At 39.1% G+C, this 21,137-nt stretch carries 17 protein-coding genes; 11 read left to right on the plus strand and 6 right to left on the minus strand.

Going from position 1 to position 21,137, the window contains the following annotated elements; all coding sequences use genetic code 11:
* Window positions 1–127 precede the first annotated feature (127 nt).
* From LS68_RS03705 to LS68_RS03725, 5 genes are all read left to right on the plus strand, one after another.
* On the plus strand, window positions 128–931 hold the full coding sequence (locus tag LS68_RS03705; protein WP_158621817.1) for an FkbM family methyltransferase: 804 nt from the start codon (window positions 128–130) through the stop codon (window positions 929–931).
* A gap of 234 nt (window positions 932–1,165) precedes the next feature.
* Window positions 1,166–2,299, plus strand: a complete 1,134-nt coding sequence (locus tag LS68_RS03710) for an FAD-binding protein (RefSeq protein WP_034369135.1) — start codon at window positions 1,166–1,168, stop codon at window positions 2,297–2,299.
* A 76-nt stretch (window positions 2,300–2,375) separates the two neighbouring features.
* The gene (locus tag LS68_RS03715) at window positions 2,376–3,086 is read left to right on the plus strand and encodes an outer membrane beta-barrel protein (protein ID WP_034369132.1); all 711 of its coding nucleotides are present in this window, start codon (window positions 2,376–2,378) and stop codon (window positions 3,084–3,086) included.
* Between the two features lie 8 nt (window positions 3,087–3,094).
* Window positions 3,095–3,898 (plus strand): outer membrane beta-barrel protein, encoded by an 804-nt coding sequence (locus LS68_RS03720; protein ID WP_034369130.1) that lies wholly within the window; start codon window positions 3,095–3,097, stop codon window positions 3,896–3,898.
* 11 nt (window positions 3,899–3,909) lie between these two features.
* Window positions 3,910–5,265, plus strand: a complete 1,356-nt coding sequence (locus LS68_RS03725) for an HDIG domain-containing metalloprotein (protein WP_199741468.1) — start codon at window positions 3,910–3,912, stop codon at window positions 5,263–5,265.
* A 26-nt stretch (window positions 5,266–5,291) separates the two neighbouring features.
* Here the strand turns inward: LS68_RS03725 and folE are convergent, their stop codons facing one another.
* Both folE and htpX read right to left on the minus strand, forming a co-directional pair.
* Window positions 5,292–5,846 carry a GTP cyclohydrolase I FolE gene (gene folE / locus LS68_RS03730; protein ID WP_034369126.1) on the minus strand — a complete coding sequence of 185 codons (555 nt, stop codon included), beginning with the start codon at window positions 5,844–5,846 and terminating at the stop codon, window positions 5,292–5,294.
* A 10-nt stretch (window positions 5,847–5,856) separates the two neighbouring features.
* Complete coding sequence (htpX, locus tag LS68_RS03735) at window positions 5,857–6,780, minus strand: zinc metalloprotease HtpX (RefSeq protein ID WP_138090984.1); 924 nt, start codon at window positions 6,778–6,780, stop codon at window positions 5,857–5,859.
* Between the two features lie 196 nt (window positions 6,781–6,976).
* On the opposite strand from htpX, the gene ciaB reads away from it, so the two are divergent.
* The 6 genes from ciaB to LS68_RS03765 all read left to right on the plus strand — a co-directional run bounded on the left by ciaB (window position 6,977) and on the right by LS68_RS03765 (window position 17,159).
* Complete coding sequence (gene ciaB, locus LS68_RS03740; protein ID WP_034370541.1) at window positions 6,977–8,884, plus strand: invasion protein CiaB; 1,908 nt, start codon at window positions 6,977–6,979, stop codon at window positions 8,882–8,884.
* Between the two features lie 1,111 nt (window positions 8,885–9,995).
* Entirely contained in the window at window positions 9,996–11,102 is a 1,107-nt protein-coding gene (locus LS68_RS03745; RefSeq protein WP_034370547.1) for a hypothetical protein, read from the plus strand.
* A 214-nt stretch (window positions 11,103–11,316) separates the two neighbouring features.
* Complete coding sequence (typA, locus tag LS68_RS03750) at window positions 11,317–13,119, plus strand: translational GTPase TypA (protein WP_034370550.1); 1,803 nt, start codon at window positions 11,317–11,319, stop codon at window positions 13,117–13,119.
* A gap of 113 nt (window positions 13,120–13,232) precedes the next feature.
* Window positions 13,233–13,856 carry an NAD(P)H-dependent oxidoreductase gene (locus tag LS68_RS03755; protein WP_034370553.1) on the plus strand — a complete coding sequence of 208 codons (624 nt, stop codon included), beginning with the start codon at window positions 13,233–13,235 and terminating at the stop codon, window positions 13,854–13,856.
* Window positions 13,857–13,868: 12 nt separating this feature from the next.
* A complete protein-coding gene (locus LS68_RS03760; protein ID WP_034370556.1) occupies window positions 13,869–16,244 on the plus strand; it encodes a ribonucleoside-diphosphate reductase subunit alpha in 2,376 nt (791 codons plus the stop codon).
* Window positions 16,245–16,394: 150 nt separating this feature from the next.
* Window positions 16,395–17,159: an isoprenylcysteine carboxylmethyltransferase family protein gene (locus LS68_RS03765; RefSeq protein ID WP_034370558.1), complete on the plus strand. Its 765-nt coding sequence runs from the start codon at window positions 16,395–16,397 to the stop codon at window positions 17,157–17,159.
* 69 nt (window positions 17,160–17,228) lie between these two features.
* Here LS68_RS03765 and LS68_RS03770 read toward each other — a convergent pair whose 3' ends face one another.
* The 4 genes from LS68_RS03770 to waaF all read right to left on the minus strand — a co-directional run bounded on the left by LS68_RS03770 (window position 17,229) and on the right by waaF (window position 21,081).
* Window positions 17,229–17,822, minus strand: a complete 594-nt coding sequence (locus tag LS68_RS03770) for a YhcH/YjgK/YiaL family protein (protein WP_034370561.1) — start codon at window positions 17,820–17,822, stop codon at window positions 17,229–17,231.
* 2 nt (window positions 17,823–17,824) lie between these two features.
* On the minus strand, window positions 17,825–19,042 hold the full coding sequence (gene dapE / locus LS68_RS03775; RefSeq protein ID WP_034370564.1) for a succinyl-diaminopimelate desuccinylase: 1,218 nt from the start codon (window positions 19,040–19,042) through the stop codon (window positions 17,825–17,827).
* Between the two features lie 61 nt (window positions 19,043–19,103).
* A complete protein-coding gene (locus LS68_RS03780; RefSeq protein WP_081950901.1) occupies window positions 19,104–19,769 on the minus strand; it encodes a flavin reductase family protein in 666 nt (221 codons plus the stop codon).
* The gene (gene waaF / locus LS68_RS03785; RefSeq protein ID WP_081950902.1) at window positions 19,759–21,081 is read right to left on the minus strand and encodes a lipopolysaccharide heptosyltransferase II; all 1,323 of its coding nucleotides are present in this window, start codon (window positions 21,079–21,081) and stop codon (window positions 19,759–19,761) included. The genes LS68_RS03780 and waaF overlap by 11 nt, the downstream gene beginning before the upstream one ends.
* Window positions 21,082–21,137: the final 56 nt, after the last annotated feature.

Below are 21,137 nucleotides of genomic sequence, written 5' to 3' on the forward strand. Positions count from 1 at the left end.
TGCATTTTAAGAATCTAATGGGTTGTTTGCAGGGAAAATTAAATACTTTTTAAAGTAAATAAATTATAATTGATAGGCAATAAAATGAGCTTCTTCACTGAATCTTATCAAATTTAAAGGAATGACAATGTTTAAAAAAGCGTGGAAAAAGTTTTTAACAAGGCGATTTAATGAAAGTGCCAATCAATCAGATATGATGAATAAAATCAATGAAATGAGTGCAAGTGTCAGTGGTAATATGCAAGAGATTTTAGCGTGTCAGATTCTGTATTATTCAAATAAAGACAAGGTTTTTGCTTTTAATCACTTTTTTGACAGAGACCAGCCTTTGTATTATGGGAGAAAATATAAACAATGCGGCGAAATAAAGTTTTATCTTCCTTATGCGCTAAGTGATTGGATACAGGCAATTATTTTACGCACGAAAGATTTTTATGGGATTGAAGGACTAGAAAAAGTCGATAAATATATTCCTAAAAATGCTCAAATCCTTGATATTGGTGCAAATATCGGTAATCACAGCATTTATTGGGCGATGGTAAAAGGAGTGGCTAGAATCTATGCGTTTGAGCCTATCAAGGAGACTTATGAAATGTTGTGCAAAAATATCACTTTGAATAATCTCCAAGAAAAGATTCAGACTTTTAACTTCGCATTGGGTGCAAAACAATCGCAAGGAAGCATCAAAGAGTTTCATATAGACAATGCCGGGGGGACAAGTATTCAAAATGATGAAGCAGGTGAGATTGTTATCCAAAGTCTTGATGACTTGGAAAAAAGGGGCGTCTTCACTCAAAAAATTGATTTTGTAAAAATTGATGTAGAATGCTTTGAAGATGAAGTATTACGGGGGGGGGGGGTGCTTCTTTGCCCAACACAAACCCATTATAATGATAGAAATTTTCCCGCAAGTATATCCCAAAGTGCTTGAGATTCTAGAATCTCTAGGGTATGGTTTGCGTGAGAAGCTTAATAATGAAAATTTTGTTTTTACATATCAAGAGAAGTAGTATACAAAAGGCTTTCAGAGAGAATCTAGCAGATTCAAATGATGAGTGATAGTCTTATATTTACGCGACTATGCTGAAAGATCAAATAGCGATAAATTTTAGAGAAAGAAACGGGTTGCGTATGAAGTAGCCTATTATAAAGAGTAATGAGGATAATGTCAAAAGAGATAGATTTAGGTGATTATGATATAGGTATTATCGGTTTAGGCGTGGCTGGGAGTAATTTGGCACGATTGCTTTTACCGCATCTTAAGGTTATTGCGCTTGATAAGAAAGATGCTAAAGGGGATTGCTTTGATGAGAGTTTTCACAAACCTTGCGGTGGATTACTCTCACAAGGTGCGCAAAAATGTTTTGCTAATCAAGGGCTTTCTCTGCCTTTAGAGATTCTTAGTTCGCCTCAAATCTTTGCGATTAATACAATTGATATACCCTCCAAAATCGGCTCTTATATCCAAAAATGCTATGTCAATATGGAGCGACATCGTTTTGATTTATGGCTCAAATCCCTTATCCCACCGCATATTGAAGTGTGGCACAATGCGTTTTTTAAGGGTTTAGAATCTCTCCCTAATACTCACGCTAAAGACACGGGCAAACCCAGTTATCGTGGGAGATTCTATGTGCAGGGTCAGTATTATACTTTTAATGCGCGTTACATCATTGGAGCAGACGGCGCGACAAGCTATTTGCGGAGATTCTTATACCCTCACCTTAAGACACAAACGCTTGTGTGTATTCAAGAATGGTTTAAAGAATCTAACCCTCCGATGCTTGCTTGTTATTTTGATGAAAAAATCACACCGAGCTATAGTTGGAGTATGTCTAAAGAGGGATATTTTATCTTTGGCGGCGCGTATTTGCATCATCATTGTTCTTCGCATTTTAAACAGCAAAAAAAAGATTTAGCAAGTATAGGCTTTGTCTTTGGAGAGAAGCTTAAGCGTGAAAGTTGCTTGGTGCTTTATCCTACGCGCTTGAAGGATTTTGTGTGTGGGAGGGATCATATTTTTTTAGTGGGTGAAGCGGCGGGTTTTGTCAATGCTAGCACACTTGAAGGCATTAGCGGGGCGATGAGTAGCTCAAGAATCTTAAGTGAGATTCTTAATCGTGATGATAGTGATGCGCATCGCTCTTATGTCAGAGCCACGAGAATCTTAGTTTTTAAAACGCTTTTTAGAGCTTATGTGCGTTATCCTTTTATGTTTGTGCCTTTTATCAGACGCTTGGTTCTTAAATTTGGCATTCTCCGTGTGAGAAAGGGAATGCACAAAGGGCAGATTCAGTAGTTGTATTATGCGATTAATTTAAACAATGTAAAATTTAAGTCGATTATCTTGCAATTTATACTTTTTAGGAAGATGAATGCGTAAAAAGTGGGGTTGGGTTTTTTATCTTTTAATGTCATTAGGCATTTTTGAGCTTAGAGCGGGAGAAAGCGGGTTATTTCTCGGAGGCAGTCTTTCGCTTGAAAATGCTCATTATGACGGGCTTTTTATCACGCAATCCGCAGGTCCTATGAGATACTATCCGCACAGCAATGACAGCAAAAATCATATTGGCTTTGCTTTACGCGGGGGGTATCAATTTTTTACTTCTGATGCGCGTCTTGGAGCGAGAATCTATTTTGATTACCAATCAGGCAGCGCGACTTACAAAGACGAGATGCAAAAAGAATATCTTATGGATACCCATTATATGGGCTTTAATGCAGATTTGCTTTTTGAGATTCTTCAAGTCAATCATACGACTTTAGGAGTTTTTGCAGGCGGAGGGTATTCGCTTTTAACGCATCAATTTAAAGATGGTTACTATACTATACATTCTGATAATCATGAGGGAGCAAAGATTAAGGGCAGCGGTTGGAATTATCAAGCTGGAATCTCTTTGACTATTAAGAGCAAACATCGGATTGAGTGGGAAATGAGATATTATCAACCTACTTTAAGATATGAATCAGCAATTGTGAGCGGGTATGTAACGGGTGCTAATCCCTCTATGTGGGCTGACGAATCGATTTCTTTGCGTATCAGCGATATGATTGTGTATCGTTTAAATTATGTGTATGTGTTTTAGGGGCTAAAATGCGAAGTGTGAAAGTGATTTGTGCTGTTGTTTTAACACTAAGCAGTGTGTGGGCGAACGATAAAACGAGTGCTTTTTTCTCTATCGGGGCAGGATTTGTGCCAAAGATTGAAACAAATCTTAAAAATGAGAATCTCTCCTCTGCATTATACACGCTTCATCTCAAGTATGGGGCGAAATATTATTTTAATAATTCATTTGGGCTATCAATGTATATTCCCTTAGAGGGAGGTTATAGTCGTTTTGATGAGCAAGATTCTATCAATCAAGCCTCTTTCTTTTCTGGCGGTGTCGGGGGTGATGTCTTATTGGATATTGGCTCAAACAGAGGGCTAGGGGTTTTTTTGGGAGGGGAGTTACAATACTCGTATTATTGGCTTCCTAATCCTTCTTTAGCCCATAGTCATAAAGGTTTGCAAAGTAATGTCCATTTAGGCTTGGCAGTAAATATTCATTCCAAATTTTCTGTGCGTGCAGGTGTCAAAAAATATCTCACTCGCCCTATACAAGATTATCAGCCATTAAGCACGACAAATGGCTATGGCGTTTTTGTGGAGTTACTTTTTAGAATTGACAATAGTTCGATCACGCATCAAGCTCAATCATTGCAAGAGGAAAGACGCAAAAAAGCCGAAGAAAGAGCAGCACAAATGGCACAAAATCCTACAATGGATACAGGCTCGAGAATCTTTTGGGGTGGAGGCTTTGGATATGGCGTGGGGAGATCTTATCATCATTATACACCTTCCTATCGCCCATCTCCTACGCCAAATCTCAAAAGCACACCTTTACATTTTCGGTAATGAATCTGACTTTGAGCATTCCTTTAGAGGTTCAAGAAATCTTACAAACCTTAGAATCTGCAGGATTCAAGGCTTATGTCGTGGGAGGTTGTGTGCGTGATGCGCTTTTGTGTCAAATCACGCGTAATCCTTATATACCTAAAGATTGGGATATTACCACTTCTGCGACACCTGATGAGGTGATGCGTGTTTTTGCGGATTCTAAAGTTTTGCCCACCGGCTTAAAACACGGCACCGTGAGTCTTATAAAAAAATCCGTCCCTTATGAGATTACTACTTTTCGTATTGATGGTGATTATCTCAATGCACGCTCTCCAGAATCTGTGCATTTTAGCACTTCCTTAGAAGAAGACTTGAAGCGAAGAGATTTTACGATAAATGCCTTAGCGTATCATTACCATGAGGGGCTTGTGGATAGATTCTGTGGTTTGGACGATTTGCAAAATGGCGTGATTCGGTGTGTGGGGAATGCAAACGAGCGATTATGTGAAGATGCTTTGAGAATCTTGCGTGCCTTAAGATTTGCTTCTCTCTTAGGATTCACAATTGAGCAATCCACTAAAGATGCGATGTTTGCGCACAGACAAAGACTGACAAAAATCTCCCAAGAGCGCATCAGGGTCGAGCTTACAAAGCTCCTTTGTGGTAAAAATGTCAAATCAGTGCTTGAAGAATATGCGGAGATTATCGCGGTGTGTATCCCAGAGATTTTCCCGATGATAGGATTTCGACAGCATCACCCTTATCATCATCTTGATGTGTGGGGGCATACGATTTTAGCGATTGATCGTGCGTGTGAAGATTCTATCATTCGTTGGACGATGTTGCTACATGATATAGGAAAGCCTCACACTTTTACGCAAAAAGAAGGTGTGGGGCATTTTTATGGACACGCGCAAAAAAGTGCCTTGATTGCAGAGAAGATTTTAGATCGTTTGCGTTGGGATAAGAAAACAAAATGCGTGATTCTTACACTTATCACTCATCACGATATAGTGCTAGAATCTAGCCCAAAAAGTGTAAGGCGTTTGCTTAGTAAGCTTGATAATGAGCTTTTTGAATTGCTTTTAGAGGTGAAAAAGGCAGATATTTTAGCGCAAAATCCCTCTTTGATAAGTGAAAGGCTTAAGAATCTCGCCGAGATTCGAGAGATTAAAGCGCAAGTGCTTGATTCTCAAATGGCTTTTTGCTTGAAAGATTTAGCGGTAAATGGGCGAGATTTGCAGCATATTGGTATCACAGAGGGCAAGGAAATAGGCAAGATTCTATCTACTTTGCTTACGCTTGTGATTGAAGAGAAGATAGAAAATACCCAAGCGTCTTTGTTGCGTGAAGCCCGCACACTTTATCATTCAGCACACAAATAATGGGCAATACCCTTAAAAGCGCGTGATTAATCCTTGATAAGCTGCATAAATTCTGTGCGTGTTCGTGAATCTTTCTTGAAAAGTCCTCTTAAAGCTGAAGTGATGATGCTTGATTGCCTTTGCTTCCCACGCATCTCAAGGCATAAATGACGCGCTTCACAAACGACCATAACACCTTTAGGCATCAGCTCATTGAGCAGACAATCTGCAATTTGTGCGGTGAGATTCTCTTGAATCTGCAAACGATGCGTGAAAATCTCTGCCACTCGCGCTAATCCACTAATCCCCGCAATTTTCTTATCTGGAAGATAGCCAATAGAAATATGCCCAAAAAAGGGCAAAAGATGATGTTCGCACATCGAATAAAAGGGCATTTTCTTTAGCACGATCATTTCATCACACGCACCTTGTGTAAAGACACTCCCTAAAACCTCTGTAGGGCTTTGTGCATAGCCATCAAGCAAGTTTTGATAACTTTGTGAGATTCTCTGTGCGGTGTGCTTTAAGCCCTCTCGTGTCTCGTCCTCGCCGATTTGTTTGCACAATGCCTTAAAAAATTGCTCTGCATAATCTTCTAACATTTTTCTTCCTTTATTGTTCTAATAGTGCCTTGATGCGGTTTTGGATACTAGGGTGCGTGCTTAGAATCTCGCTTTTGTCAAACAAATACGCATTGGCGCGTGTGGGGTTGGATTCTTGGTAGGAGTTTTGCTCATAGTCTTGTGAAATCTTTTGCAATGCTTTAATCATCGGTGTGCTATCATTCATCAAATACGCCGCTCCAGAATCCGCCATATACTCACGACTGCGACTGATGAAAAGCGAAAGCACCGCCGTGAAAAGAGGCAAGACAAATTGCAAAATGAGAAGTATCGTTCGCGCATTTTTTGCACCTTGTGAATTTGCTGAAGAGCTAAAGGCAAAAAGATTCACAGCTAAAAGCATAATGTTACTAAGAATCCCCACGCACATTGTCAGTCTCACATCGCCGTGTCGGATATGGCTTAGTTCATGTGCAATGACAGCCTTTAACTCTTGCGCATCAAGATGTTCTAATAAGGTTGAAGTAATGGCAATCATAGAATTTTTAGCATTCCAACCGCTTGCAAAAGCGTTCATATAGGGAGCTTCAAACACATAAAGCTTAGGGATAAAGTCTAACCCTGCACTTTGGACAAGCTCTTGTAAAGCACGATAAGCGTTAGATTCTTTATGAGAAAGCGGGGCGTTGGGGTCAATGAGCTTATAGACATTGCCGCTAAGCATAATGCGCGAAGCGTTTGCCACAGAAAAGAGAATCACCCCTAGTGAGACAATCCCCATAATCATCGTAATCAGCGGAAATTCTTGTAATGTCAGTAGCATTATGATGCCCTCATCAAGTGAGGGGAGGTTGAGGCGGATAATATCGGCTAGAAAACCAATACATATAAAAATAATCAAATAAACGCCTAAAGCCATATAAGTTTTCATACGATTTGCTTGGATAAGCTTATCAAATGGCGATTTTGTCATAGAATTTTCCTTGTTTTTAATTGCGACAAAATTATGGCAGATTTTTGCTAATTTTGATAAAATCACCGCTTGGAGATTCTGTAATCACGCAAGTTTATCGTAAGACTAAGCTTGTAGTGAATTTTGTAGTGAATTTATAGAAGTCGCACAGCCACAATGTGCAAATGATAATACAATGACAAAAAAGGCAAATTTAATGGACACTTCATCTCATCAAATCACTTTTGAATCGCATTTAAAGCTTATCTATGAAATGGCAAAAGAATCTATCAAGACGACCAATGAGTTTTTTAGAGTGTTAGAAAACGATGATGCTTCTTTGCAGATTCACTATACGACATTAGAACATCTTGCCCAAAAGCTAGAGATTCCCACGAGTAAGGCAAACCTTATGGCTTTGGCGCAACGCATTGTGAATCTGCGTGAAGATAGTATCTTGCAAGTGCTTGAGGATTCAGAAAAATACCATTCTTTGGCTCAAGATTCTCAAAAACAAGCTAAAGAATGGCTCAAAAGTTGCCAATATCAATTGCTTGAGTTTGTGAGAGATTATTATAATCAAGCACATCAAGCAATCCTTGATAGAATCTCGCAAGAGCAGCTTTTGAGCGCATTTTATCGGGAGATTCTCTTTGGTGTGCATCGTATCGGTCAAGCAATGAATGAGTTTTTTAAAGTATGGAATCAGACATTGATTGATGAGATTAATACCGCATTTAGCGAAAAATACGACTTTTCTCAAGCCCTGCATCTTTTACAACCGACACTCGATAAAGATTCTCAAGGCGAATATGTCGGTCGGAGTTATTCTATCCCGATTTTGGTTGATAAGTCTTCACAGCAAGAAATCTATGCGTCTTTGCCTTACAAAAAAGCATTTCCTTTGCAGGTCGCATCTATCACGAAAGCGATTGATCAGACTGTAGAATCTCTAGCATCTTTAGAAGATTCTATCTATCATAAGAAAGAAGCCTATATCGCTTATTTTGTCGCGCTTAAAAGAGCATGGAATGAGGAAGATTCTACACAGCTTATCACACAATGGCAAAGCGTAGATATGGCGTGGATGGATATAGATACACCTTTGCAAATCGCTCACCCTTTAGAATATTATGAAGATATTTATCGCCATAGTGTCGCTCCCGAGTGGGATTTACGCCTTAGCAAGTCGCAAAAGGCACATCAAAACACCGCTTTACAAGTGCAAAAGATGTTTGAGAAGATTGCTTCACAAATTCATTGTGATGAGGATTTGAAACATTTTGTCCTTGCTTCACTTTCACAAACCACACTTTATAATGCCCTGCCTTTGTTGTTTTATGGTGCGGAGTTGAATGGACTTTTCTCCGCGCAAGTCGTGCCTAATGACGAATGGGTGTCTTCACAAAAGGGTAAAAAAATCTTTGCCTTTCCCGATAGGATTCTGATGCAAAATAGGGCAAAACCCAAAATGAAGCTCCAATATGAAATCTTTGATAGGGATTTTTTGGAAAAAGCACGAGGGGTGATGTTTGATAATGAGGATTTATGGTATCAAATCTATGACATCAGCACGAATGGGCATGAGTTTGGGCATATTTTATGGGTCGATGAACACACAGAATCTGTGATGAATATTGACGGAGAGTTTAAAAATATCGAGGAATTTAAAGCCACTTGTGGCGGACTAATGGCGTATTTTATCACTCTCACACCTCAAGACTTACACGCATCTAATGCCTTGCTTGATGCGCTTCTTAGTGATCATATCCGCCGAGCTGTGGGCTTAATGGCGTGGCGGACAAGCACAGAAGTGCGTCCGTATTATTGTGAGGGGCTGTTGCATCTAAGCGGTATGTTTGAGAGCGGTGTATTGAGCTTTGATGCGCATCAGTCGCCTAAACTTCAGATTCACACACGACATTACAAAGAATTGCTTGCATGGTATCAAGAAGCCTATCTCTCTTTAAGTCAGCATTATGTGGATAAACGCCCATCGAAAATATGGTTAGAATCTTATGTGATTAATGATAAAGGTTTGCACAAGGCGAAAAATCCAGCAGTCGATGCGTTTGTAGAATATTATTGGGAGCGGTATAAGCTTATCGGACAGGAGATTTTATAGGATTTAGCACTATTTATAAGGAATTGCTAGATTCTACTACCACAGGGGAAACTCACCTTGATGCTCGATAATCGGGCATAAGCCTTAAGCTAATAAGACTTGACTATAATTATACAAAGTAGTATAATCGCAACCAAGATGAGTTTTAGTGGTTTCATCTTAAGCTCCTTTTGGGGCATAGATTTGCCACAGGGTGCGACCTGTGGCAGACACCCTGCGTTATTATACTCTAAAATCTCCTTTGATTGGCATTAAAACTTTTTTAAGATTCTTTGATTTTAACTTGCAATTTCATAGATATAAAACAAAACAATGTAAGCATTATGTAAGAAAACGCTTGATAGGAAGTGAAGTCAAGACTACACCCACCCTCAAGCTAAGAGGTAGGTGTATGGATTAATCTTAGTAATACTTGACTATTAAAAGACATAATAGTAAAATAACTACCAAGATTTTGGTGTAAATCTTACTCATGTAACCTCCTTTATGTTTAAAGTAGGCTACTTCTAGGGAGGCTACTCACTCCCTAGAGCAACCTCTGCATCATTTTAATACAAATTCCCATAAGTTATGATAGATTTGACCAATACGAAACTTTATCTAAGATTCTTAATAATTTTTAGTTTGTAGTATAAGTATGAATAAGCATAAATGCCTAAGTAAGGAGGAGAGCAAGACTTATCCGCTCCCTTAGGTAAAAGCGGACAATGGTTTGACCTTAGCTGCACTTGACTACGATGAGACAAAGTAGTATAATAACGACTAAGATTTTCTTTCGAATCTTGCTCATAGCAACCTCCTTTTCGTAAAAAGTAGGTTGCAAACTAGGAGGCTGCTTCCTCCTAGTCGCAACCTCAAAAGCATTATAGTGTAGATCCCCATAAATGCGATAAATTTGTATTGTTACTTTAGGTATCATCTTGGGATTGTGTATCTAATATCCCTTATATAAGGTGTTTTAAGTGATTTTTATGATTTCTTTCTCGCTAAAAGCGTGAATTTTCCTCAAAAATGAGAGATGATTTACTGAAGATTGTCAAATATATCCTTGACTTAAAATAAATTTGTAGCTACAATCAAAGCCTATATTTAATTTTTGGAGGTTTTCCTAATGAAAAAAGTTTTAATCAGTAGTGCTTTAGCAGCATCTTTGGCAATCCCAAGCTTGGCTTTTGAAATCTATAGTGATGATGACACAAAAGTCAATCTTTATGGCTCTATCCGTGGCTATATGGGTGGTAGCTATACAGGAAATGGCTCGGCGACTGATGGTCGTGGTGGTTATTTGATCGGTATCCAAAATAACTCACACTTTGGTGCGAGATTTTCACATGGGAATTTCAAAGCAAATGTTGAGTTTGGAGCTTCTGAACCCGGTGTTGATGGAACAACTAATGGCGCACCTTTAAGAAAGTTTTGGGGTTCTTATACCACAGGTGCGGGAGAAATCCTTTTTGGCAAGACAGATGCACCAACCACAGATATTGGCTTTATCTCTAACTGGCTCAATAACGACAACGGCGCACAAGGCTTTGGTGGGGTTAATACAGGGAATCGTAAAATCCAGCTCCAATACAACCTCGCAGGCTTGAGTGTCGCTTTAGTTGAGGATTATGTAGCACTAGGACGAACTACAGCACTTGATGAATTCCCTCGTATTTCGCTTGCTTATACAATCAAAGGTGATAAGGGAGCTCCTTTCTTTAAAGTCGCCTACAACTATAAAAAATACACAACTTCAGGTTCAATGGGTTCTGTAAATATGAATAAAGGTGATGTTGCTTGGGATCTTTGGGCAGCGATCAGACCGACTTTTGGTAACGCATACCTTTCAGTGCTAGCGAGCTATGGTGTCGATGCGCATCTCTATGGTGAGCAAACTACAAACTTAAATAGAGGTGATTATTTAAATACTCCAATACTTGCAACAGCGAAAGATGTCAAAAGAACAGGTGCGAATGTCGAGCTTGGCTTTAACCTCGGACAAAAACTTGCTCTAACACTTGGTGGTGGTTATCAAAAGACTTTCGGTAAAGGTGTAGGTGGCACAGTGAGTGGTGTCAATGCTTATATCAACCTCCCTTATAAAGTGAGCGGTAACTTTACTTTCGTGCCTCAAGTTGCTTATTATAATGCTAATGGAACTGCAACGGTTTTAGGAGGAGCTGACAAAATCTCTAGCGTTATTGCTGCAGCACGATTTAAATGGGATTTCTAATCCTTTAAACCTCCTTGTAAAAGGCATTCCTTACTTGAGGAATGCCCCTCTTTAAATAGTCTTTCTCTTTTTATTTTTAATTTTATTTTCTATCAAAATCTAAGCCAAAGTATCATTATTTTTCTTTGAAATATATTTAGGTGCTTTAAGAAAACTATTGTTTTTTTTGTTTTACAATTTCGCTTTTATCCTAAAATCCTAAAAAAGAGTTTTTATGCAAAATATCCGAAATATCGCCGTTATTGCTCATGTCGATCATGGCAAAACCACTTTAGTTGATGGGCTTTTAAGTCAATCTGGCATTTTCAATGAAAGGGATCAGATTGATGAGCGCGTCATGGATTCTAATGATTTGGAAAGAGAGAGGGGCATCACAATCCTTTCTAAAAATACTGCAATCAATTACAAAGGCACGAAGATCAATATCATTGACACACCCGGACACGCTGATTTTGGCGGTGAAGTCGAACGAGTGCTAAAAATGGTCGATGGTGTGCTTTTGCTTGTCGATGCGCAAGAGGGCGTAATGCCTCAAACAAAATTTGTCGTCAAAAAGGCTCTAAGCTTTGGAATCCGCCCCATTGTGGTTGTCAATAAGATTGATAAACCCGCTGCAGAGCCAGACCGCGTAGTCGATGAAGTGTTTGATTTGTTTGTCGCAATGGAAGCGAATGATTTTCAGCTTGATTTTCCTGTGATTTATGCTGCTGCGCGTGATGGCTATGCGATTAAGAATCTTGAAGATGAGAAAAAGAATCTTGAGCCGCTTTTTGATGCGATTTTAGAATATGTGCCTATGCCAAGCGGAAGCAGTGATAATGCACTGCAAATGCAGATTTTTACACTTGACTATGATAACTATGTGGGGAAAATCGGTATCGCGCGGGTGTTTAATGGTGTCGTTACGAAGGGTGCAAATGTGATGCTTGCCAAAGGTGATGGTGAAAAAGAAGTGGGCAGAATTACCAAGCTCATAGGCTTTATGGGTCTGGCACGCACAGAGATAGAATCTGCACAAGCGGGTGATATTGTCGCCATAGCGGGATTTAATGCGATTGATGTCGGGGATTCTATTGTCGATCCTAATAATCCGATGCCGCTTGATCCGATGCACCTTGAAGAGCCTACAATGAGCGTGTATTTTGCGGTCAATGATAGTCCTTTGGCGGGATTAGAGGGCAAACATGTAACGGCTAATAAGCTTAAAGACAGACTTTTAAAAGAAATGCAGACAAACATTGCGATGCGATGCGTTGAAATGGGCGAGGGTAAGTTCCGCGTTTCGGGACGCGGTGAATTGCAAATCACAATCTTAGCTGAAAATTTGCGCCGTGAAGGGTTTGAGTTTAGTATCTCGCGCCCGGAGGTGATTATCAAAGAAGAAGACGGCGTCAAGAAAGAACCTTTTGAACACTTAGTCATTGATACACCTCAAGATTTTAGCGGAAGTATTATTGAGCGATTAGGGCGTAGAAAGGCAGAGATGAAAGCAATGAATCCTATGGGCGATGGCTACACACGCTTAGAGTTTGAAATCCCTGCGCGTGGGCTTATCGGCTATCGGAGTGAGTTTTTGACGGATACAAAAGGTGAGGGTGTAATGAATCATAGCTTTTTGGAATTCCGTGCTTTTAGTGGCAGTGTAGAATCTCGCAAAAATGGCGCGTTAGTAAGTATGGAAAATGGCGAAGCGAGTGCGTTTGCGTTATTTAATATCCAAGAGAGAGGCGTGCTTTTTGTCAATCCGCAAACGAAAGTTTATATAGGTATGGTGATAGGCGAACACAGCCGCGATAATGACCTTGATGTCAATCCTATCAAAACAAAACATTTGACAAATATGCGTGCGAGTGGGAGTGATGATGCGATAAAGCTTGTCCCACCGCGTGAGCTGACATTGGAGCGGGCGTTAGAGTGGATTGAAGATGATGAGATTCTCGAAATCACACCTCTAAATCTCCGAATCCGTAAAAAAATCCTTGAACCCAATATGCGCAAAAGAGCAAAGGGGAAATAATCCCTGCGCTTTTTGTGCCTTTTGGATTTTTAGTTTGCTTGAATAAAGGCTTTGGCAAGGTAAAGCTTTTCTTCAGGTGAAGACTTGAATACTATTTGTGTGAGGTGCTTATTATGAATCGTTTTTTAGAATCTATCTATTTCCGACATGCTTGCAAATTGTTTGATGAAAGTAAAAAAATCCCTAAAGAGATATTTGATGAGATTCTCGAAGTGGGAAGAATGAGCCCTAGTTCCTTTGGTATGGAGCCTACGCGAATGATAGTAGTTAGAAGTCAAGAGGCTAAAGAGGCATTGCAACCTTTATGTTGGGATCAGCCTCAAATCACTACGGCAAGTGAGGTAATCGTATTTAAGAATCTGCAAGGAGATTTGATACCTCCGAGCGAATACGCTAAGCAAAATAGTTTTCGGCGTAAAATGGATTTGAGCGGTTATGAGATTTTTTCAGAGCGATTAGGTGGTTATCTTAATGAGCGTGGATTCATTGATAAAGATATTACACATTGGAGTGCGCTTCAAGCGTATATTATGGCTACTTATATGGTGGCTTATGCGAGTTATTTAAAGATTGATACATGTTATATTGAAGGCTTTGATAAAAAGGCGGTAGAAAAACATTTTGGACTTGATCCTTTTAAAGAACAAGTGGCTTTGATCGTGTGTTTCGGGTATCGTGGCAAGGCTCAACAGCCTCGCTATCGCTTGAGTATTGATGAATTGGTTACTTACAAATAAGGGGGTATTAAGATGCTAGATACACTCACAGTTACAAAACGCAACGGACGCATAGAACCTTTAGAGATTAGCAAGATTCAAAAGCATACTGCTTCAGCAGTGAAAGGATTAGAAGGCGTGAATCAAAGCGAATTAGAGCTTGATGCGAAGATTCACTTTAAAGACAGAATCTCCACAGAAGAGATACAGCAGATGCTGATTAAAACGGCTGTGGATAAAATCGATGTCGATGCGCCTAATTGGACTTTTGTAGCGGCAAGATTATTTTTGTATGATTTGTATCATAAGGTTACAGGCTGGATAGGGTATAAGCATCTTAGGGATTATTTTGTGCAGGGCGAGGAAGAGGGCAAACTGATAAAGGGTCTCAAAGAAAAATATGATTTGGATCTTTTGAATAGCCATATTGATGACAAACGCGATTTGCAGTTTAATTATTTAGGTATCAAAACGCTTTATGATCGCTATTTGCTTAAAAATCATCGTAATGAGCCAATCGAGCTGCCTCAACATATGTTTATGGCGATTGCTATGTTTTTGGCACAAAATGAAGAAAATCGCAATGAATGGGCGATTAAATTTTATGATATGATTTCTCAATTTGAAGTGATATGCGCGACACCTACACTTGCTAATGCGCGGACAACAAGACATCAGCTAAGCTCGTGTTTCGTGGGAAGCACGCCGGATAATATCGAGGGAATTTTTGACGCCTATAAGGAAATGGCATTGCTTTCTAAGTATGGCGGAGGTATTGGCTGGGATTTTAGTCGTGTGAGAGGTTTGGGAAGTTTTATTGATGGACATAAAAGTGCTGCTGGAGGTGTAGTGCCTTTTCTTAAGATTGCTAATGATGTGGCGATTGCAGTTGATCAATTAGGCACGAGAAAAGGGGCGATTGCGACTTATTTAGAAATATGGCATAATGATATTAATGATTTTATTGATTTGCGCAAAAATAGCGGTGAAGAAAGACGGCGTGCGCATGATTTATTCCCGGCAGTATGGATTTGTGATTTGTTTATGAAGCGCGTAGAGGAAGAAGGATTTTGGACACTTTTTGATCCTTATGAGTGTCCCGAGCTTACCGAGCTTTATGGTGAGGCATTTGAGGCAAAGTATTTGGAATATGAGGCATCAGATTCTGTATTAAAATCTCGTGTGTATGCAAAAGATTTGTGGAAAAAGATCTTGACAAATTATTTTGAAACAGGCTTACCTTTCTTATGCTTCAAGGATAATGCAAATCGTGTGAATCCTAATGCTCATGCAGGTGTGATACGAAGCTCAAATCTTTGCACAGAGATTTTTCAAAACACACAGCCTAATCACTATATCGTTGAAGTGGAATATGACGATGGGAGCAAGGATTTTTATGAGGAAAAACAAGAAGTTACTCTTGATAATGGTATTGTAAAAAAAGCAAATAAAATCACAAGTATTGATAGTATTGGTGGTAAAAAAGTCTTTAATGCTTCTCGTGTCGCTCAAGACGGGCAAACAGCAGTGTGTAATTTGGCAAGTGTGAATCTTTCAAAGATCCATACCAAAGAGGATATTGAGCGTGTCATTCCTATTGCTATTAGAATGCTTGATAATGTGATTGATTTGAATTTTTATCCGAATAAGAAAGTCAAAACAACCAATATGACTAATCGCGCAATTGGATTAGGCGTAATGGGTGAGGCTCAAATGCTTGCAAGCTCACAAATTATGTGGGGAAGTAATGAGCATTTAATGAAGATTGATGAGATTATGGAGTTTATTTCTTACAATGCAATCAAATCAAGTGCGGAATTGGCGCGAGAAAAGGGTCGTTATCCGCAATTTGAGGGAAGCAGTTGGAGTAAGGGAATTTTCCCTATTGATATGGCAAATAAAGAAGCCTTAAAGCTTGTTGATCGTGGTGGATTATTTTCTCAACAATGCGATTGGGAAGGATTAAGGCATTTTGTCAAACAATATGGTATGCGCAATGGTTACTTGATGGCGATTGCTCCTACAAGCTCTATCTCTATCCTTGTAGGGACGACACAGACAATCGAGCCTGTGTATCGTAAAAAATGGTATGAAGAGAATCTAAGTGGCTTGATTCCAACTATCGTGCCTAACTTGAATCTGGAGACTTGGAATTATTACATTTCAGCATATGATATTGAACAAGAGGCTATTGTCAAGGCTGCTGCTGTGCGTCAAAAATGGATTGATCAAGGGCAAAGCACAAATATTTTTATCCGTTTGGATAAGGCAAGTGGCAAGGTGCTTAATGATATTTATATGCTTGCATGGAAGTTAGGACTAAAAAGCACTTATTATTTGCGTTCGCAAAGCCCTGAAGCAAAAGAGCAAATCGTGGATAGATCTATAGAGTGCGTGAATTGTCAGTAAGTTTTTGATTATTATTACACTATAAGCCTTTAGCGTGCTTTAGGCGTTTGGAGATTCTTATAAACCTTTGGTTTGAAAAAGGCAGTGTTTGTCAAGATTCTTAAAATTTATGTTAAAATGTTTTTCTTAGAATTGGCACAAGGAGGATTAATGGCATTACAAGAAGAGCTGAAATCACAAGGGGATTTTTTATTCCGTTATCGTAGTTATTTACCCTTATGTATTGTGCCTTTTTTTATTCTTGTGATATGCACTTCTCAAACATTTTTGTTAGATGAATACGGAGAATATAATACTGCTTTAATTGTAGTGGCTATTATCGTGGGATTTGTAGGGCAAGGTATCAGAATCTGGGTAGCTGGCTATGCTCCTAAGGATACTTCAGGACGCAACACAAAGGAGCAAAAAGCAAGCGTGCTTAATCATACGGGGATTTATTCAATCGTCCGCAATCCTTTGTATTTAGGTAATTTTCTCATGATGCTTTCTCCTGTGATTCTATTAGGGAATTGGCTTTTTATCGTTGTGTTTTCTTTGGCTTTTTGGCTTTATTATGAGCGCATTATTTTTGCTGAAGAAAGCTTTTTGACAAAGAAATTTGGAGAAAGTTATACGCAATGGACGCTTTCCACACCACCTTTTGTCCCTAAGTTGAAAGGTTATATTCCTAGTGATATGGATTTTTCATTTCGTTCTATGCTCAAGCGAGAGTATAATTCATTCTTTGGGCTTACGACTTCGCTTTTTATCGCACATTTGATTATTGTTGCGATTGTGTGTTATCAAGAAGAGAATTGGGAGCTTGTCTATCCCAATGAAATTTTGAGCGTTTTATTTGGGCTTTCAGCAGTTTTTTATCTTGTCGTGCGATTGTTGGTTAAAACGACAAAGATTTTTAATGTCTCTGGGCGGTAGTATCTAAAAATAAAAATCTAAGATTTAAAGAAGTCCTAAGCTTCTCGCTTTCTTTCTTAGATTCTTCTCTTATCTAGCAAATAAATCAAATGGCACTTTGGCGACACTTTTTTTGACAAGATGAGCAGAGGGGGTAGGTCGATTAGGCGTAAGTTCTAAACCTCCTGCATGGACATCATCAGGGAAGAAAATCGCTAAATCTCCCGCATTCATTAGAATCTGTGTGCGCAATGGTGTCCCTAAAGATTCACTGATAGGGTGCTTTGTGTTATTTGCGAATCTGTTTTGGCTATCGGAGGGGATAGCATTCTCATAAATGACTAAATCGCGATTTTCATCATAGGGTGTGTGGATTGTGAAGTCTGATCTATCACCAAGTAGCATATATTCATAGCCTTGCACAATGAGCTGAAAATCGACATATCGCCGATGTGTCTCAAAAAAAGCTTTTTGTGGTGCTTTAAGCGTGTAGCTTTGTTCAATAGCTCTAATGCCTAAGTCTTGGGGATATACGACTTCGATTGGGGAATCTAGCTTAATGATACGCTGATGTATAGGGCTTTGGGGTTTAAGCGCGTCTAAAAGATAGGTATGAAGCGTGTTTAAAAATGAATGTTGAGCGAAGAATGATTCGAGCGAGGAAAGTTTGCCGATAATTGCCATTTTTACTCCTTTGGATTTGAAAGATAAAAGCTTTGCAAGAGATTTCTAAAGATTTGATAGAGATTCTCTACATCTTGACATGATACGCGTTCGTTGATAGCGTGGATTCTATCATTTGGGACACCTAATTCAACGACTTCTACGCCAAATGCTGCAAAAAATCGCGCATCACTTGTCCCACCACTTGTGCTCAAGGTCGGTGTAAAAGTATAAAGATGAGAGATTACTTGAGATAGGTGCGTGATTAGCTTTGAATCCCTAGAAGTGATAAAGGGTAGGGAGCTTGTTTTAAGCTCTAAATCATAGGATATATTGCCCAGCACTTCTTGCACATAGGAGCGTATAGAATCTTCACTGCTTGCAGGTGAAAATCGGACATTAAACATTATTTTTAGCTCATTGGGTGTTACATTGACGACTTCCATACCGCCGCGAATATCAGTGATGATGAGTTTGCTTGGAGTGAAATTTTCATCGCCATTATCGAGATTAATCCCTGCCAAATCACCGAGCTTGTGTCCTAGAATCTCCACAGGATTAAGGCATTTTTCAGGATAGGCGACATGCCCTTGCTTGCCTTTAATCCGTAAAATTCCATTTAAAGAGCCTCTTCGACCGATTTTGAGTGTATCGCCACTTTTTTCTGTGGCTGTAGGTTCTGCGACAATGCAAAAATGTGGCAAGATTCCCAAAGTTTTGAGCTGATCAAGCATCACTTTTGTGCCATAAGTCCCTTCACCTTCTTCATCGCTTGTGAGCAAGATGGATAAGGCAAAGGGCATAGGAGAGGAAGAGAGTGAATCTTGAAGTAAAAAATCTTTAATCGCACACATAAACGCGCTCACACCGCTTTTCATATCTTGTGTCCCACGCCCATACATAATGCCTTCTTTGACTTGACCACTAAAGGGATCATTATCCCAACCTTCACCCGCTGGGACGACATCAATATGTCCTGCAAAACACAAATGCATTAAGCCCTCTAAGTTTTTGCTGTGCAAGGTTTGATTTTCTGTTTGATTTTCTATTGTGATATGTCGAGGAAGCGCAATCCAAAAGAGGTTTTTTACTCCTTGATTTTCTTGTTCGATAATATGTGTCGTGTAGTGTTGATTTAAGGGTGAGAGAAAATCTTTTAAAAGCGTATAGATTCCGCATTCTTGAGGTGTGATACTCGGATAAGTGATGAGTTTAGAAAGTAAAGAAATGGTTTCTGACATATTTAAACCTTATTGGGATTAAAATAAAATTTTAGCATATTTTATCATTTAATAAAATCCCTTATTCATTTTTTAGCGAAGTTTGGGGTTGTGAAATGCTGCTGTTATCCTCATTGATGTCTTCTTGAGATTCTTGAGGTTTGTTTTTGGGCTTTTCAAAGGTGATTCTTGCACCTAAAGATTTATAATAGCGTCCCACACGCCCAATAAAGTTGGGTAAAAAATTTAAATCAGGCGTATAAATATTATCAGCAATATAAGAAGATTTGATAAGCAATAACACACTTTTGCTTTCGCCTAATTCTAATATATCATAAAGCTCACACATAAAAGCGATTTGTATGCCTTTGGGAGCAGGAGGGAAGTCTGAATGGAGAATCTCTAAATCAATCTCAAATTCACTTGCTTCGCTTGTGTTGTAAGCGAGTTCTTGCGCACTAGAATCAAGATCTTGTAAATGAGCTAAATCGCACATACTGATTGTAGCGCGTTGAGAATCTATCAGATTCCGATAGGTGTCTTTTTGCGAACCATCACTCTTTTGCATAATGCAAAGTGAGAGAATCGGGGGATTTGCGCTTAGAGGGGCAAAAAAACTAAAAGGGGCGAGATTGACATTGCCATTAGGAAATAATGTGCTGACCCATGCAATAGGGCGAGGAGTGATTGCGTTACTTAGAATCTTATAGGTTTGCAACGGAGTTGAAGCACTGAAATCAATGAGCATTTTCAAGACCTTTGTTGTAAAAATCATTAGGTGATGAGTGTCTAGCGATTAAAGATTCATCGGGTGGGAGTGTGGCTATTTTCTCTGCTTGAATCTCTTCTGTATATCTTGATGAAAAGGTGTGAGTTGGGAAAATATCGAGTAAAAGTTGTGCTTGTGTGATGACTTCTTCAGGTGTGATTTGTTTCATACATTGATGATGTTTGAGTGGGCATTCTCGTTTTTTACAAGGTGAGCAAGGTAAAGATTTTGAAATCAAAGTAGCGTATTTTCCTACACGATAAGGTGCAGTCTCTCCAATATCTGTGGGACCAAAAATCGCTACAATTGGCACTTTCAAGGCGGTAGCAATGTGCATAGGACCGCTATCATTTGTAATAAATACATTCATCATAGCAATATAATCGATTAGTTCGCTAAGTGTGGTTTTATTTGTCAAATCTTTGAAGTATTTTGCAGATTCTTTATTTAGCTCAAGAGATTGCACGATTTGAGCATTTGCAGAAGATTCTATGCTTGAGCCAAAGAGATAAACTTCATTGCCTTGCGCTAAAAAATGCTTAATAACTGCTATAAAGTGTGATTGCTCCCAACGCTTAGCACTGCCAAAGGCTGCTCCGGGATTAATGCCAATGCGTTTGGGGCTGTGGCTCAAATCTGTTTTGTCGTGTGAGCATACAGAATCTAAAGGTTTGGCTATAAGTTTTAGGGGCATTGTGGAAAGAGCATAGGCAAGATCATCGCTTGTAAAAGATGTTTGCTTTGCTAAATCTGGACGCAAAAGGCGTAACTTTGCTAATGCAAAATCTTGAGTAGCTTGCAGTGCGATGATAAGCTTAATATAGAGAATCACTTGATGATATTTTGGCGTGTGTTTAGAATCTGATGAAGGGGGAGATTTGTGTAAAGGTAAAGCGTTGCTTAACAGAAAAGAACGAAAGTTTTTTGCATAACCAATACGAGTGGGGGATTTGCTCCAAAACAAAAACAAAGCAGCAAAAAAAGAATTATTAAAACTGATAGCAATGTCATGTTTGCCAACTTTTTTTGCAAAGGTGTAAGTAGCATAGAATCGACAATGCGATTTTTTTGTCTCATCAATATAGATGTGCTTGATTCTGGGATCACGCTCATAAATCCCACAGCTTGCTTTTGTGCCTACGATACTAAAATTTGCTTGAGGGTAAATGATCTTAAGCCATTCAAATGCTGCAGATGCCATCACACTATCTCCTAGCCAATTTGGCAAACGCAAGAGAATCGTTTTAATAGAGGAATGCGAAGTGTCAGATAAGTTTTGATTATGGCTCATCATATTCCTTGTTAGAGATTCTGTGATTGCTATTATTGTATAATGAATATGTAAAA

It is taken from the genome of Helicobacter sp. MIT 05-5293, assembly GCF_000765665.2.
In the GTDB taxonomy this organism is placed as follows: Bacteria; Campylobacterota; Campylobacteria; order Campylobacterales; family Helicobacteraceae; genus Helicobacter_C.